A 14318-nucleotide genomic window follows, 5' to 3' on the forward strand; every position below is an offset into this window, starting at 1 on the left:
GAATGTAGTCGGCAATTACCCTTACTACGATGAAACCATGAAAAAAGTGGTCACCTTCGAAATGGCGCTCAACCAGTGTCGTACCAATAATGGCGAAGCGCCCTACAAGCAAGCTGACATGAATACCATGGGCCTGCTTACCGCTTATGCCCGGACTTTATCGGATGGCATGCTCATGAACATCAAGGTGAAGGGCGGTGGCGCCCTGGCGGCTTTCGAGTCTGGTCGCCGCTTCTTCTATCAGCGTCGCGGCCAGCTCAATTTTTCCTGCGCCAGCTGCCACGTAGATCATGTCGGTGAAATCCTGCGTACCGAATATCTCTCGATGTTACCGGGACAGGCTACGCACTGGCCGGCCTTCCGAGGTGGAGATTACACTTTGTTCACACTGCAGCGGCGCTACTCGGCATGTAATCAGCTGGTGCGTGCGGTGCCCATGGAGATCGGTGGAGAAGAGTACAACAATCTGGAGTATTTCCATTCGTATCTCAGCAATGGTCTACCGCTCAAGTCATCGGTTTTCAGGAAATAACGAGCATGGGCGGCAGAATGCTGCCGTCCGGGCAATTGTCAGGAGGAAAAAATGAATTCACGTCGTATTGCAATCGGTTGGCTGGTGTGGAGCGGGTTTGTGGTAGGTGGGCTTGGATACGGCGTATGCGCTGCCGAAAACAACCGCAAGCCGGTGTTGTCAGCCGAGGCCACGGAAGCCTTGGCGCGAGCGGAGTCTAGCGTGGATCTGGCGACAGCCAAAAAGGCGTTGTGGACCACAGCGGCCAGTGCGCTAGTCCAGGCCCAGGAAGCCGCCAAGCAACAAGATGATGCAGCTGTGATGAAGTACGCTGCCGTTGCCAACGAGCAGGCGGCTCTCGGCATGGCGCAACTCGATTCCCCGCTAACCAGTCAGCATTAGCCAGTCAACGCAGCCTCGGATTGCTATGGCGCATATGGCGTCCCCCGTTGTCTGTGGCGAGGTTATGGAAAAAAGCGCTTTCGAAACAACCGGGGCTGCAAATGTGAGCAGTGTGCGCATCGTTCCTAGGTGGCGCACACTGTCCTGTTAGAACTCGTATTCGGTCTGCAGCCTGAACGTATTGTCCGGGGTGGCATCCGACACGCCGAACAGCCAGGCGGCGTTGTACTTGATGGCATGGTGGTGGGCGGTGGCCAGTTTGCCGAAGACGGCCGGTCCTATCTTATGCGACTGGTCCCGGGAGGCTTCCCAGTCGTTCCAGGGGCCAGTGCCGCCAAAGCCCTGGAGCCCGTATTCGAAGGCGGGCTGCCAGCGGTATTTCACCTGCCACTGGTAGCCGGCTTCGGTCGGGCTGGATACGGCGGCGTTGAAGCGCTTCTCGAACAGGATGTTGCCATTGAATTGCAGCTTGCCGAATTCGGTCTGGAAGAGCGGGCCGACTTTCAGTTCGATGCCTTCGTCGTGGTCGCTCGGCACTTCGATCTCAGTGATGAAGCCGACGTCTACCGGATATTTTCCGGTCTCGGTGAGCTGGAACTTGTTCTCCCACTCGACGGCATCGTACTTGACGCCGTCGCCGCCGGTCTTCGCATACTTCAGATAGACCTCGGTGAACCACCAGTCGTTGGCGCCGTAGCCCAACCCCAGCGAGGCCATGGATTGGCGCGGTGCGCTGTCGACGGTGCCGAACTTGAAGTCGATCTCCTTCTCGCCTTTCTCCACGGTGGGCGTGTAGACGTAGTCGGTGGGACCGGCGAGGGCGGATTGCAGATACAGCATGCCCATCGCAGCAATCAACACTGCGTTGCGTTTCATGGGATTCCTTTCAGGTTGCCTGGGGGATGCGGGGGCGACTCCAGCGCATCCCGAACAGGATGACGAGGAAGGTCAGCGTGTAGAACAGCACCTGCATGCCGCTGGGGCGGGCCTCGTAGCCGGCGAAGATGTGCAGCAGGTTGCCCAGAAACGAGTCCATGGGCAGCAGGGACGAGGAATCCCACAGCGGGCTGGCGAGCGGGCGAATGAGGTCGCCCTGGATCAGCAGGCGTGCCATCTGCCCGGCCATGCCGGCTGCGAGGAAAAGAATCAGGGCGCTGGTGACAGTGAAGAAATGGCGCAGCGGAATTCGGGCGAGCCCCGAATACAGTACCCATCCCGCGCCGATGCCGGCCGCCAGGCCCAGCAGGCCGCCGCTCAGCATGGAAACCCGGCTTGAGCCATCGCCCGCGGCCAGTCCGTACAGGAACAAGGCAGTCTCCGAACCTTCGCGCAGGACGGCCAGAGCGATCAGGATGGCCAGTGCCGACATTTCCCGCTGTCCCGACTTGACCGCATGTCCCATCGATTTGGCTTGTGCGGCCATCTCGCGCCCGTGGGTGGCCATCCAGATGTTGTGCCAGCCCAGCATCAGCACCGCGATGCCCAGGATGGCGGCATTGAACAGTTCCTGTCCGGCGCCTTCGGCCATATCGGCGATGGTCTCGGTTAATCCGGCCACCACCAGGGCGCCGCCCAGGCCGGCGCCGATACCGATGGCGAGCCAGAGGTTGCGGCCGGCCAACCCGCGCGTGGCGGCGGCGATGATGCCGATGAGCAGGGCGGCCTCGAGGCTTTCCCTGAAAACGATGATGGCCGATCCGAACATGCTTTACTCCGCCACGATCACGCCGCGCGCGGTCTTGTCGTGGAATTCGCCGTAGAAGGGATATTTGCCGGGCGCGAGCGGACCGACATAGATCGTGACCTTGCCATTGCCGGCCACCAGTTTTTCGCGGTTGAGTTCATGGCTTTCGAATTCTTCCGGCGTGCTATCCAGATTGCTGACCAGCAGCTTGATCTTCTTGCCTGCGGGCACTTTCAGTTCGCTGGGCGTGAATTGATGGTCCTTGATCGTCAGCGTAGCTTCCAGATCGGCTGCCAGGCTGGCAAGGGGGAACATCAAACAGGCAAGGGCAAGGGCTTTCATGGGTGTCTACAATCATTCACGTTTTCATAACGATAATCGTTCTCGTTAATATGTGCAAGAACTTCCTGAAGGTCGCCTCGCAAGCAAAAGCGGGAGGCTGCCTGGACGCGTAGACGGGGTGCCCTGCGAAATTTCAGAAGGGGAATCGCGATGTCATGGCCGGCCGGGCCTTGCCGGCGACCAGATGGGTGACTTTGGGCGGCTCGCTGCCGAGATGAAATGTACGTGTCTGTTCCAGGACGTCCCGATCCGCAACCGTGACCCGTTCGTGCTGGCGCAAGTGCTCGTGCCAGGATTCGACCATGAAGCATTCCACCATGCGTTCGGGATGTTCGACGTCCCAGAACAGTTCCCACATGAAGGCGCCATCGCGCCGGCGGATCCGGCTGATCTGCTGCATGGTTCGGGTGAACGCCTCGGTCTGGGCCGGATCGATCCGGTATTCCACCGTGACCATGACCGGCCCGCGGTCGCTTTCGCGTTCCCCGGCCATCATGGGCGTGGGCCAGAACAGTGAGGGTGAAAGATCGACGACATCATGCCGCCCGACCCGGTACGAGCGGGTGAGGGCAATCCCGACCAGTGCGCCGACGGCGGCGACACTCAGCGCGAGCGGGATGCCCGTCCAGGAGGCGACCTGGCCCCACAATGCACTGCCGGCCGCCATCCCACCCATGTAGACGACCCAGAACAAGGCCAGGCCTCGCGCGCGCACCCACCCGGGCAGGGCTGTCTGCGCGGCGGTCATCAGCGACGAGACCACGCTGATCCAGGCAACCCCGATCAGCAGCATGGCCGTCCCGGCCGCAACCACGTTCCCGCTGTGGGCGAGCGCCAGCATGGCCAGGGCGTACAGCCCGGTCGCGCCGGCCACGATCCGGTCGCGCGAGAGGCGGGCGTGCGCATGGGGCAGCAGCAGGGCGCCGGCTACGGCGCCCAGGCCCAGACAGGCCAGGAAGAGTCCGTACGTCCCGGGGCCGCTGTGCAGTTCCTGCCTGACGATGAGCGGCAGCAGGGCCCAGGAGGCGCTGGCGAACACGAAGAAGGCGACGCCGCGAGTGAGCACTGCGCGCAACTCGGGCGAATGGCGCGCATAGCGCAGACCGGCACGTACCGCGCCGGCAAGCCGTTCGGCGGGTAGTCCACTCGCCGTGGGCGGGCGCTGCCAATGCCTCAAGGCGGCAATGACGGCAATAAACGACACGGCGTTCAGCACGAAGACCGCGCCCGGCCCGGCGGCGGCCACGATCACCCCGGCCAGCGCGGGGCCGACGGCTCGGGCGACGTTCAGTCCCATGGAATTCAGCCCGATCGCTGCCTGGAGTTGAGCGCGTGGCACGAGTTCCGGCGTGATCGCACCCCAGGCCGGCATCATCATGGCGTTGCCGATGCCGAGCGCGAAGGTGAACAGCAACAGGAGGGGCGCGGTGGTCAGGCCCGCGAGGGTGAGGACGCCCAGCGTGGCCGCCATGGCCAGCATCCACACCTGGGCGGTGATGAGGTAGCGGCGGCGGTCGACGATGTCGGCCAGGGCCCCGGCCGGCAGCGCCAGCAGGAAGACCGGGGCCGTGGTGGCGGCCTGTACCAGCGCCACCATCAGGGGGTTGGGCGCGAGCGAGGTCATCAGCCAGCCGGCGCCGACCTCGTGCATCCAGGAACCGATGTTCGACGCGACCGACGCAATCCATAACGTGCGGAACACGCGGTTGTGGAGGGGCGCCCAGGGCGAAGTGGGCTTGGGCGTCTCGGCTGTCACGATGCGTTCGCGTCAGGCGCCGTTCAGCGCATTTTTCCAGGTGCGCAGCGGAATGCACGTCTGCAGGCGATGGAGGGCGCGGTCGATCAGGGCGGCATGGAGTTCGTGCCCGACCGGCGAGGCCACGTCCAGCGTGGCGTCTCCCTGGCATTGCATGAGTCGTTCATAGGCGGCATAGGCATGCTCGACCGGGATGATCGGGTCATCTTTTCCGTGCAGCACGTGCAAGGTCGTGAATTCGGGCGCCCGGTCGGGCAGCGTCGCAAAGCGGCCGGAAAACGCCAGGACCCGGCCGACGCCGCCATCATGCGCAATGCCGTATTCCAGCGCCATGATCGCGCCCTGCGAGAAGCCGACCAGCGCCGTGTCCGGCTGCATCACCTTGAGACGGTCCTGGGCCTGTCGAATCAGCGCGTGCAGCGCCGGCATGGCCGCGGCTACCCGGGCGGCCCGGTTGTCGTCGTTCAAGCCATCGAGGGAGAACCACTGCCTGCCGCTGTCGTGTCCGTCGAACGCGGCAATGCCTTCGGGCAGCAGGAACGCGGCCTGGGGAAAGGCGGCACCGAGCGTGTCGGCCAGCGGCAGCATGTCCGCGGGCGTCCTGCCCGCGCCATGCAGCACAATGAAAAGCTGCCGGACCGGCAGCGTGGCGGGCAGCAATTCGATTCCTTGAAAGTCGTGTTCGCTCATGTGCTGTCTCCGCTGCCGGTCCGGCAGGCTGTTTTATCCCGGCTTGAACAGGTCTTTGTATGCCCGCGGCTGGGAACGCCAGTACTGTTTCGGCGCATCGACCTGGTCGCCGAGTTTCGCCGCTGCGTGCCAGGGCCAGCGCGGGTCGTACAGCATACCGCGAGCGAGCGCCACCATGTCGGCCTGGCCCGAGGCGAGGATCGTTTCCGCCTGCTCGGGCTCGGTGATCAGGCCCACGGCGATCGTGGGCAGTCCGGTTTCGCGCCGGATTCTGTCGGCGAAGGCAACCTGGTAGCCCGGTCCGACCGGGATTTCCTGCAAGGGGGAGAGTCCGCCGCTGGACACGTCGATGAACGCGCAACCGCGGCGCTGCAGTTCCTGTGCGAACGCGACGCTCTGCTCGATATCCCAGCCGCCGTCCACCCAGTCGGTGGCGGAAATCCGGATGCCCACCGGCGTGTCATCCGGCACGGCGGCGCGGAGAGCGTCGAACACCTCGAGTGGAAATCGCATGCGATTTTCCAGCGTGCCGCCGTAGCGGTCGTCGCGGGTATTCGACAGGGGCGACAGGAACTGGTGCAGCAGATAGCCATGTGCCGCGTGCAGTTCGATTACGTTGAAGCCCAGCCGCTGCGCACGCTGAGCCGCCGCCACGAAATCGTTGCAGATGCGTGCGAGTCCGGCTTCATCGAGGGCGGCCGGGCGGGTGTCGTCTGCCGCATAGGGCAGGGCGGACGGCGCGACGGTTTGCCAGCCGCCGCTGGCCGGCGCGATCGACTGCCCACCGGCCCACGGCACCTCGGTGGAGGCCTTGCGGCCGGCATGCGCCAGCTGGATGGCGATAGGAATCGGGGAATGCCGGCGGATCGACTGGAGGACGTGTGCCAGCGCCGCCTCCGTCTCGTCCGACCAGAGTCCGAGGTCGGCGGGCGAGATGCGGCCCTCCGGCGCAACTGCCGTGGCCTCGATGAACATCAGGCCGGCGCCGGACAGGGCCAGGTGTCCCAGGTGGATCTGGTGCCAGTCGGTCGCCCGACCCTCGTCGGCTGAGTACTGGCACATGGGGGCGATGACGACGCGGTTGTCCAGAACCTGTCTGCCGAGTGTGATGGGAGAAAACAAGATGCTCACGATGATGGGTTCCTTTAAGGGGGCAATGGGCTAATTGGCTTCCGTCGGGTCACGCCACACATAGGCGTCCATGGCGAGGCCGCCATAGGTGAAGGGAGGTTGATGGCGCGTGGGCCGATCGCCGTCCGCGGCGCCCAGGGCGACGAAAAACGGCAGGAAGTGTTCTTCGGTCGGGTGCGACGCCGAACCATGGGGGACCGAACGATAGTCCAGCAGGGCCGCGACATCCTGCGCCGCGACGCGTGCGGCGACCCAGTCGGCAAAGTCCTTCGCCTGCGGAACCGGCGTCGGGTCGCCAGTCGCCTGCCACTCCAGCCAGCCGAAGTTATGCGTGATCGAACCGGTGGCGACGATGAGCACGCCTTCCTCGCGCAGAGGCGCCAGCGCCTGCCCCAGCGCGAAATGGGCGGCCGGGCCGGCGTTGCGCACCAGCGAGAGTTGCGTGACCGGGACGTCGGCCTGCGGAAACATTGCCGACAGCGGCACCCAGGCGCCGTGGTCCAGTCCGCGGCTGGGGTGCAGCTCCGCCGGCGTGCCAGCAGCGGACAGCAGGGCGACGGCGCGCTCGGCCAGCGCCGGCGCGCCTGGCGCGGGATACTGCATGGCATGCAGTGCCGGCGAAAAACCGGAGAAGTCGTGAATGGTTTCCGGCGCACCGGACAGGCTGGCCGTGGCCTGGCGCGCTTCCCAGTGCGCCGAAATCGCAAGAATCGCCGTCGGCCGCGGGATTATCCGACCGATATCGCGCCAACAGGCCACGGCCTCCGGTGCCTTCAGCAGGGCATCGGGGGCGCCGTGGGACACGAACACGACGGGCAGGCGAGACATATCGGACTCCTTTCTCCGCCAGAGAGGCAGCGGCGGATTACTGCTTGTTGACCGCGACCGCTTCCATCGGGATCTCGAGGGTCACGTCATCGGACACATAGGGTGCGTATTTGCCCATGTTGAATTCGGTACGCTTGATCTTGGTTACCGCATTGGCGCCGATCGCGTCCTTCTTCATGATGGGATGCGGCATCGCCTGGAACGAGGTGACGGTCAGGGTCACCGGCTTGGTGATGCCCTTGATCGTCAGGTTGCCATCGACCGACACCGGCTTGTCGCCGTCGAATTTCACGGACGTCGACTTGAACGTGATGGTCGGGTACTTCGCGGTATCGAAGAAATCCTCATCCTGGATGTGCTCGTTCAGCAGGGGATAGCCGGTGTTCACCGACTTCGCGTCGATGGTGACGTCCACCGAGCCCGTCTTGGCGGCCTTGTCGTAGACGATCGTGCCGCTGGTCTTGTCGAAGCTGTGCACCTGGTTCGAGTAGCCGAAGTGGTTGTACTCGAAGCGCGGCTGGGTATGCGTGGGGTCGATGACGTAGGTTTCCGGCGCAGCAAAGGCGCTGCCGGCGACGGAAGCGAAGGCGAGGGCAAGGACGAGTTTCTTCATGGTGAGTCTCCTGGGTGAAAGGTTGGTGAGCGGAACTACTTCTTGCCGGCCGCCGCAGCGGCAACAAGCCGGAATTTGATCTGCACTTCGTTGGCGACGGTGCCGTAGTCGGCCCACATGCCTTCGCCGATGCCGTAGTCGCCACGCTTCAGCACGAAACTGCCTTCGAACACGCCGAGATTGCCTTCCTGCCTGAACGTGGCGGGCGTTCTCGTATCGAGTGTGCGGCCCTTGATGCTCATCTTGCCGGCCACCTCGAAGCGATTGTTGCCCAGCGGCTTGATCGACGTGGACACGAAGCGCGCAACGGGAAATTGCTTGGTGTTGAACCAGAGCTTGCCGGCCACTTCGTCGTTGCCTTCCTCGGAGCCGGTATCGATGCTGGCGAGCTCGATGTCGATTTCAGCCTTGGCGAGCGCCGGCTTCGCCGGATCGAAGTTGATCCGGCCGTCGAAGCGCTTGAAGCCGCCATCGAGCGGCACGTTCATCTGCTTGTATGCAAAGCTCACTGCGCTCTTGTCGGCCAGCAGTTGGTTGAATTCGATGGCCTGGGCACCCGCCGACAGCAGCAGGGCGGCCAGGCCGACGAACGGCGCAACGTGCCGCGTGCCAGGTTTCATGAGGCTTGAGAAGGAAGCGCGGGCGGTGAGATTCATGATCTGAACTCCTGAGTGCAGACGAGACGATAGGTTCACTGTACGCAAGCCGGGCTTGGAGAAATAGGCTACATTTGGCAAATTATTGTTGCTCACAAGACAACAATCAGACAGAGGCATACATGGACCGACTCGACAGCATGCGGCTCTTCGTGCGGGTGGCCGAACTCGGCAGCTTCTCCGCCGTCGCGCAACAGATGAACGTGGCACGCTCGGTGGTGACGCGGCAGGTGGCGGCGCTCGAAGCACACCTCGGAACGAAGCTGCTGGCCCGCAGCACACGACGCCTGAGCCTCACGTCGGCCGGCGCCACCTACCTGGAAAAATGCCGCGAGATCCTCGGGCTGGTGGATGCCGCCGAAGCCGGCCTGACCGAGGACAGTCAAGCGCCGCGCGGCCACCTCCGCATCACCTTGCCGTTCTCCTTCGGCATTCGCCAGTTGATGCCGATGTTCGGCGACTTCATGGTTGCGAATCCCGAGATTACGATCGAGCTCGAATTCAGCGACCGTCGCACCAACCTGATCGAGGGCGGATTCGATCTGGCCATTCGCATCACCGACCGGCTGGAGCCGGGCGACGTGGCGCGCAAGATCGGCAGCAGCCGGAGCGTCGTGGTGGCCGCACCCGGCTATATCAAGCGCCATGGCCGTCCGCGTCACCCGAAGGACCTGATCCGGCATGAGTGCTTCGGCTATGTGCTCGCCACGCGCTCGAGCTGGGCCTTTAGCCTCGATGGCAAGACCGAGTGGTTTCCCGTTGCCGGTCGGCTTGAGGCCAACAGTGGCGACGCCCTGCTCGCTGCCGCGATAGGCGGGCTCGGGATCACTTATCTTCCCACGTTCATCGTCGAAACGGCGGTACGCGAACATAGCCTGGATATCCTGCTGCCCGCGTTTCGCGCGCCTGAACTGGGAATCTACGCGGTCTTTCCGAGCAATCGCTACGTGCCGCACCGAGTCCGGGCCCTGGTTGAATACCTGGCCCAGCGGATCGGCAGCAAACCGCCCTGGGACGAAATCCTGCCCAAGGGGTAGCGTCGCGCCAGGGCGATCCTGTCGATGAGGGCGCCAACCGCGTCTGCGTGAACGCATCGGTTAAACTCGGCCCTATCCCGACCCCGCACCAACAATACGAGTACATCCAAGGCATGACCGCACCTGAAACCAAACCCTGTCCTTTTTGCCAGCTCGACCCGCACCGCATCGTCGCCGAAGATGAACTCACCGTGGCCTATCGCGACGGGTTTCCCGTCTCGCTCGGCCATACGGTGATCATTCCGCGCCGTCATGTCGCCACCCTGTTCGAGGCCACCGAAGCCGAGCAGACTGCGCTGCTCAGCATGCTGGCACAAGCGAAGGACATCCTCGACAAGCACCACCAGCCTGACGGCTACAACATCGGCATCAACCACGGCCCGGCCGGCGGCCAGACCGTCCCGCACCTGCACATCCATCTCATCCCGCGCTACCGCGGCGACAAGGAAGATCCGCGCGGCGGCGTGCGCTGGGTGCTGCCGGACAAGGCGAAGTACTGGGCATGAGTGTGCCCGGCGCCGCAATCTGATATTTTTCGGCCCTTCAACAACCCGATCCTGGAACACCCGCGATGTACAACACCTTCAAACCCGAACAGCCCATGAGCCTGATGGATTTCGTCCGCGCCGCCAAATCCTGCGTCAGGGAAATCACCCCGCAGGCGCTGCTGGACAAACTCAATGCGAGAGAGGACCTGCTGCTGCTTGACGTGCGCGAACACGGCGAATTCGAGATGGGCCACATCAAGGGCGCGCAGCTGGTGCCGCGCGGCATCATCGAGGCGGCTGCCGACCCTGCCTATCCCAAGCACCTGCCCGAACTGGCCGCCGCCCGCGACCGTCAGATCGTCGTCTACTGCGCCACCGGCGGACGTTCCGCCATGACGGCCGCCGTGCTGCAGATGATGGGATTCAAGAACGTGTTGAACATGGAAGGCGGCTATACCCGCTGGGTGGACGACGGCATGCCGCAGGTCCACGAGGCCACGTATTGATCCGGCAGGCGGAAACGCCGACACCTGAAACCCGCAAGGCCCGCAGCGATGCGGGCCTTGCGGCATTGGGCATGCCCGTTTCATCGGGGCCTGGGGCAGGACAGGCGAAGCGTTTCCGCAAGCCTGGGCCGAGCGGTCTGGCCTTCCCGATCCAACAAATCCTTCGAAGAACCCATTATCATCGGGCATCGGGTCTGCTCTCAGACTGCGTGCGGCTTCAGATTGCCCGGCCTGAGCCGTTCATGAAGTCACGCCCGCACCAGGCGCCCCATAATAGATATATAAACACGCGCGTTTTCCTGTAGCGAACGATTGATATACCAAGGTTGATCGATGAGCACTGATCCGGAACAGATTTACGTCACGCAACCCTATCTGCCGCCCCTGGACGAGTTCATCCCGTACCTGGAAAAAATCTGGGAGAGCAAGCAGCTCACCAACAATGGCCCCTTCCATCAGCAACTGGAACAGGCGCTGGGCGAGTACCTGGGCGTCGAGCACATCGCCCTGTTCACCAACGGCACGATCGCCCTGATCACGGCATTGCAATCCTTGCGCATCACGGGTGAGGTCATCACCACGCCCTATTCCTTCGTGGCCACCTCGCACTCCCTGCTCTGGAACGGCATCAAGCCCGTGTTCGTGGACGTCGACCGCGACACGCTCAATCTCGATCCGGCGAGGATCGAGGCCGCCATCACGCCGCAGACCACGGCCATCATGCCCGTGCATTGCTACGGCCGCCCGTGCGATGTCGAGGCCATCCAGGCCATCGCTGACAACTACAACCTCAAGGTCATCTACGATGCGGCGCATGCGTTCGGCGTGCGCGACGCGGGCGGCAGCATCCTGCGGCATGGCGATCTGTCGGTGCTGAGCTTTCACGCCACCAAGGTGTTCAATACCTTCGAGGGCGGGGCGATCGTCTGCCCGGATGCCAAGACCAAAACGCGCATCGATCATCTGAAGAATTTCGGCCATGTGAGCGAGGTGGCAGTCGTCGCTCCCGGCATCAACGGCAAGATGAGCGAGTTCAATGCGGCACTGGGCATGCTCCAATTGAAATACATCGACCAGGCGCTTGCGCGGCGCAGGGAAATCGACGCGGCCTATCGCAAACGCCTGGCAGCGGTGAAGGGGATTCAATGCATGCCGGCGGAACGGGGAGATATTTCCAATTTCGCCTATTTCCCGATTCTGGTCGAGGCCGACTACCCGATCAGTCGAGACGGCCTTCACCAGATACTCAAGGACAACGGCATCCACCCGCGCCGTTATTTTTATCCGCTGATTTCAGACTTTTCGATGTATCGCGGGCTTCCCTCCGCGCACCCTGACAATCTCCCGGTCGCGGTCGAGGCCGCAGAAAAAATCTTGTGCCTGCCGATTTACCCAAACCTGGACGACAGGCAGATCGACACCATTACCCGGCTGATTGCAGCGCAGTCATGCATGTAGAACAGAGCGTCATGGAAAGGGTGGGCGCATGACCGCTGCGTCGGGAAATAAAAAACTGATCATCTACGGCAATGGCCAGATGGCACGCATGTTTCTGGAGTTCGCGCGACTGGAATATGAAGTTGTGGCGTTTACGGTCGACCGCTCCGTCCTGACCGATCCCTTCATCGAAGGCCTTCCCGTCATCCCGTTCGATGACATCGAGACGGACTACCCGCCGGCAAACCATTGCCTGATCATCGCCGTCGGCTATCGGGAGATGAATGACCTGCGGGTCCGCAAGTACCGGGAAGGCCTGGCCAAGGGCTACGCCTTCGCCAGCTATGTCCACGCCTCTGTGGTGCGCCACGCCAGCGTGTCGGTGGGCGAGAACACCATCATCCTCGACCATGCCGCCATCCATCCCTATACGCAGATCGGCAACAGCGTCTTCATTGCCAGCAATGCGTCGATCGGACATGGTTGCCGTATCGGCGACGCCTGCTGGATCAATTCGGGCGTTGCCATCGGGGGCGAGACCGTGATCGGGGACGCCTGCTTCCTCGGCATCAACGCCACCCTCGGAGACAATATCCGGATCGGCAGGCAGTGCTTCGTGGGCGCCAACACGCTGGTGACCCGGAACACACTCGCCGACGAGGTGTATGTTTCGGCGAGCGGCGAACGCTTTCCGCTGGCAAGTCAGGCTTTTCTTCAATTTATCGCCCGTTCCACCCGTTAGCATACCCATGCTGACTTCATCGCACCCTGCCGCCCTCTATGGGCACTTCCGGCATGCCGCCGAACACAGCCCCGACAAGCTGGCGCTCGTGGTGGGCAACGCCCGTTACATCTATCGCGACCTGCTGCAGGATGTGGATGCGCTGGCGGATGGCCTGTCGATTGCCGGGGTGCGTGCGGGCGACCACCTCGGCGTGCTGCTGCCCAATTGCGCCGAGTTTGTCCTGACCCTGCTCGCCGGTGCGCGCCTCGGCGCGGTCATCGTGCCCCAGAGCATGGGATTGGGCGCGGAAGCGCTGGCCGCCACCTTCAAGGCCGCCGATGTCCGGCATCTGATCGCATGGGCCGGCGCGATTTCCAATCTGGCCGACCTGCGTCTTCCGCCCGGCGGCATGCGTGTCGTGGCCGGCGGTGTCCGGGAAGGCTGGACATCCGTGCCGGCGCTGATCGATACCGGCCGCGCCATGCCCGGGACCGCGCCCGGGTTGCCGGAGGCGTTGCCGTATCTCATGGTCCTTACCTCCGGCTCCACCGGACAGCCCAAGCCCATCCTCCTGAGCCAGCGCACCAAGCGGCTGCGCGCCGCAGCGGCTGCCGAATTGTATGGCGTCACTGCGGACGACGTGACGCTGGCCGCCACGCCGCTCTACCATTCGCTGGCGCAACGTCTGGTGCTGATGCCGCTGATTTCCGGGGGGACGAGCATCGTCATGGCGCACTTCACTCCGGCCAGCTGGATCGCCACGGTCCGCGAACATGGCGTGACTTTTTCCATCGCGGTTTCGTCCCAGCTCAGGCAAATACTGGACGCCTTGATCGCCAGCCAGGAAACGCTGCCGTCGCTGCGCTGCCTGGTGTCGTCTTCCGCGCTCCTGGACGATGAAACGAAAGCCAGGCTGCTGGCCCACCTGTCCTGCGCGTTTCACGAATGCTACGGCGCGTCGGAGATTGCCATTGCCACCAATCTGGCACCCGACGCGGCGTCCCGCAAACTGGGCTCGGTGGGTACCGCCATTCCCGGAACGGACGTCCTGATCCTCGACGAAAACGGGCAGGCGGCGCCGCCGGGCACGCCAGGCGAGATCGTGTGCCGCACCCCCATGCTGTTCAGCGGCTACTATGGCCAGCCGGCCGCCACGCAGGCCGCGATGTGGGGCGACTATTTCCGTACCGGCGATCTCGGCAGGATGGACAGCGAGGGTTTTCTGTACTTTCTCGGACGGATCAAGGACATCATCATCAGCGGCGGCATCAATATCTATCCGAAGGACATCGAGGAGGTGGTCGCCAGCCATCCGGCAGTCAGGGAATGCGCGGCCATTCCGCTGCCGGACGACCAGCTGGGCGAAGTGGTCGGCGTGGTCGTCGCCTTCCATGTGCCCGACGCTCCACCTGCACCGCGCGACCTGCAACGGCTTTGCATGCAGCGCCTCGGGGACTTCCAGCAGCCGCGCCGCTTCTTCGTCGTCGATGCGCTTCCGCGGAACGCCATGGGT

General features: G+C 63.5%; 17 protein-coding genes. 8 read left to right on the plus strand and 9 right to left on the minus strand.

What is annotated here, in order from left to right; genetic code table 11:
- Together soxA and ABT23_RS13535 are read left to right on the plus strand one after the other, a co-directional pair.
- A partial coding sequence (gene soxA, locus ABT23_RS13530; RefSeq protein ID WP_296636338.1) for a sulfur oxidation c-type cytochrome SoxA occupies positions 1–532 on the plus strand: 532 nt, incomplete at its 5' end.
- Positions 533–583: 51 nt separating this feature from the next.
- Positions 584–913 (plus strand): hypothetical protein, encoded by a 330-nt coding sequence (locus tag ABT23_RS13535; RefSeq protein ID WP_296636340.1) that lies wholly within the window; start codon positions 584–586, stop codon positions 911–913.
- 147 nt (positions 914–1060) lie between these two features.
- Here ABT23_RS13535 and ABT23_RS13540 read toward each other — a convergent pair whose 3' ends face one another.
- The 9 genes from ABT23_RS13540 to ABT23_RS13580 all read right to left on the minus strand — a co-directional run bounded on the left by ABT23_RS13540 (position 1061) and on the right by ABT23_RS13580 (position 8613).
- The gene (locus ABT23_RS13540; RefSeq protein ID WP_296636343.1) at positions 1061–1789 is read right to left on the minus strand and encodes a hypothetical protein; all 729 of its coding nucleotides are present in this window, start codon (positions 1787–1789) and stop codon (positions 1061–1063) included.
- 10 nt (positions 1790–1799) lie between these two features.
- Positions 1800–2618 carry an FTR1 family protein gene (locus ABT23_RS13545; protein ID WP_296636345.1) on the minus strand — a complete coding sequence of 273 codons (819 nt, stop codon included), beginning with the start codon at positions 2616–2618 and terminating at the stop codon, positions 1800–1802.
- 3 nt (positions 2619–2621) lie between these two features.
- A complete protein-coding gene (locus ABT23_RS13550; protein WP_296636347.1) occupies positions 2622–2939 on the minus strand; it encodes a cupredoxin domain-containing protein in 318 nt (105 codons plus the stop codon).
- 133 nt (positions 2940–3072) lie between these two features.
- The gene (locus ABT23_RS13555; protein WP_296636350.1) at positions 3073–4695 is read right to left on the minus strand and encodes an MFS transporter; all 1623 of its coding nucleotides are present in this window, start codon (positions 4693–4695) and stop codon (positions 3073–3075) included.
- 12 nt (positions 4696–4707) lie between these two features.
- Positions 4708–5385, minus strand: coding sequence for an esterase (ypfH, locus tag ABT23_RS13560; RefSeq protein ID WP_296636352.1), 678 nt, complete (start codon positions 5383–5385; stop codon positions 4708–4710).
- 33 nt (positions 5386–5418) lie between these two features.
- The gene (locus ABT23_RS13565) at positions 5419–6516 is read right to left on the minus strand and encodes an NADH:flavin oxidoreductase/NADH oxidase (protein WP_296636355.1); all 1098 of its coding nucleotides are present in this window, start codon (positions 6514–6516) and stop codon (positions 5419–5421) included.
- A 30-nt stretch (positions 6517–6546) separates the two neighbouring features.
- Positions 6547–7344 carry a class III extradiol ring-cleavage dioxygenase gene (locus ABT23_RS13570; RefSeq protein WP_296636358.1) on the minus strand — a complete coding sequence of 266 codons (798 nt, stop codon included), beginning with the start codon at positions 7342–7344 and terminating at the stop codon, positions 6547–6549.
- Positions 7345–7381: 37 nt separating this feature from the next.
- Positions 7382–7957 (minus strand): YceI family protein, encoded by a 576-nt coding sequence (locus ABT23_RS13575; RefSeq protein WP_296636360.1) that lies wholly within the window; start codon positions 7955–7957, stop codon positions 7382–7384.
- Between the two features lie 35 nt (positions 7958–7992).
- Positions 7993–8613: a YceI family protein gene (locus ABT23_RS13580; RefSeq protein WP_363928491.1), complete on the minus strand. Its 621-nt coding sequence runs from the start codon at positions 8611–8613 to the stop codon at positions 7993–7995.
- Between the two features lie 122 nt (positions 8614–8735).
- On the opposite strand from ABT23_RS13580, the gene ABT23_RS13585 reads away from it, so the two are divergent.
- From ABT23_RS13585 to ABT23_RS13610, 6 genes are all read left to right on the plus strand, one after another.
- Positions 8736–9650, plus strand: coding sequence for a LysR family transcriptional regulator (locus ABT23_RS13585; RefSeq protein ID WP_296636363.1), 915 nt, complete (start codon positions 8736–8738; stop codon positions 9648–9650).
- Positions 9651–9763: 113 nt separating this feature from the next.
- On the plus strand, positions 9764–10156 hold the full coding sequence (locus tag ABT23_RS13590) for an HIT family protein (protein WP_018509466.1): 393 nt from the start codon (positions 9764–9766) through the stop codon (positions 10154–10156).
- Between the two features lie 65 nt (positions 10157–10221).
- Entirely contained in the window at positions 10222–10644 is a 423-nt protein-coding gene (locus ABT23_RS13595) for a rhodanese-like domain-containing protein (RefSeq protein ID WP_296636364.1), read from the plus strand.
- Positions 10645–10977: 333 nt separating this feature from the next.
- Entirely contained in the window at positions 10978–12102 is a 1125-nt protein-coding gene (locus tag ABT23_RS13600) for a DegT/DnrJ/EryC1/StrS family aminotransferase (protein ID WP_296636366.1), read from the plus strand.
- 28 nt (positions 12103–12130) lie between these two features.
- Positions 12131–12823: a DapH/DapD/GlmU-related protein gene (locus ABT23_RS13605; RefSeq protein WP_296636369.1), complete on the plus strand. Its 693-nt coding sequence runs from the start codon at positions 12131–12133 to the stop codon at positions 12821–12823.
- Positions 12824–12830: 7 nt separating this feature from the next.
- A partial coding sequence (locus ABT23_RS13610; RefSeq protein ID WP_296636371.1) for a class I adenylate-forming enzyme family protein occupies positions 12831–14318 on the plus strand: 1488 nt, incomplete at its 3' end.

This window comes from Thiobacillus sp. SCN 63-57, from assembly GCF_001725555.1.
In the GTDB taxonomy this organism is placed as follows: Bacteria; Pseudomonadota; Gammaproteobacteria; order Burkholderiales; family Thiobacillaceae; genus Thiobacillus.

Bases quoted from the DNA above. Each gene is read 5' to 3' on its own strand.
- ABT23_RS13535 (WP_296636340.1), top strand. From the start codon at position 584: ATGAATTCACGTCGTATTGCAATCGGTTGGCTGGTGTGGAGCGGGTTT.
- ABT23_RS13540 (WP_296636343.1), bottom strand. From the start codon at position 1,789: ATGAAACGCAACGCAGTGTTGATTGCTGCGATGGGCATGCTGTATCTG.
- ABT23_RS13545 (WP_296636345.1), bottom strand. From the start codon at position 2,618: ATGTTCGGATCGGCCATCATCGTTTTCAGGGAAAGCCTCGAGGCCGCC.
- ABT23_RS13550 (WP_296636347.1), bottom strand. From the start codon at position 2,939: ATGAAAGCCCTTGCCCTTGCCTGTTTGATGTTCCCCCTTGCCAGCCTG.
- ypfH (WP_296636352.1), bottom strand. From the start codon at position 5,385: ATGAGCGAACACGACTTTCAAGGAATCGAATTGCTGCCCGCCACGCTG.
- ABT23_RS13570 (WP_296636358.1), bottom strand. From the start codon at position 7,344: ATGTCTCGCCTGCCCGTCGTGTTCGTGTCCCACGGCGCCCCCGATGCC.
- ABT23_RS13575 (WP_296636360.1), bottom strand. From the start codon at position 7,957: ATGAAGAAACTCGTCCTTGCCCTCGCCTTCGCTTCCGTCGCCGGCAGC.
- ABT23_RS13580 (WP_363928491.1), bottom strand. From the start codon at position 8,613: ATGAATCTCACCGCCCGCGCTTCCTTCTCAAGCCTCATGAAACCTGGC.
- ABT23_RS13585 (WP_296636363.1), top strand. From the start codon at position 8,736: ATGGACCGACTCGACAGCATGCGGCTCTTCGTGCGGGTGGCCGAACTC.
- ABT23_RS13590 (WP_018509466.1), top strand. From the start codon at position 9,764: ATGACCGCACCTGAAACCAAACCCTGTCCTTTTTGCCAGCTCGACCCG.
- ABT23_RS13595 (WP_296636364.1), top strand. From the start codon at position 10,222: ATGTACAACACCTTCAAACCCGAACAGCCCATGAGCCTGATGGATTTC.
- ABT23_RS13600 (WP_296636366.1), top strand. From the start codon at position 10,978: ATGAGCACTGATCCGGAACAGATTTACGTCACGCAACCCTATCTGCCG.
- ABT23_RS13605 (WP_296636369.1), top strand. From the start codon at position 12,131: ATGACCGCTGCGTCGGGAAATAAAAAACTGATCATCTACGGCAATGGC.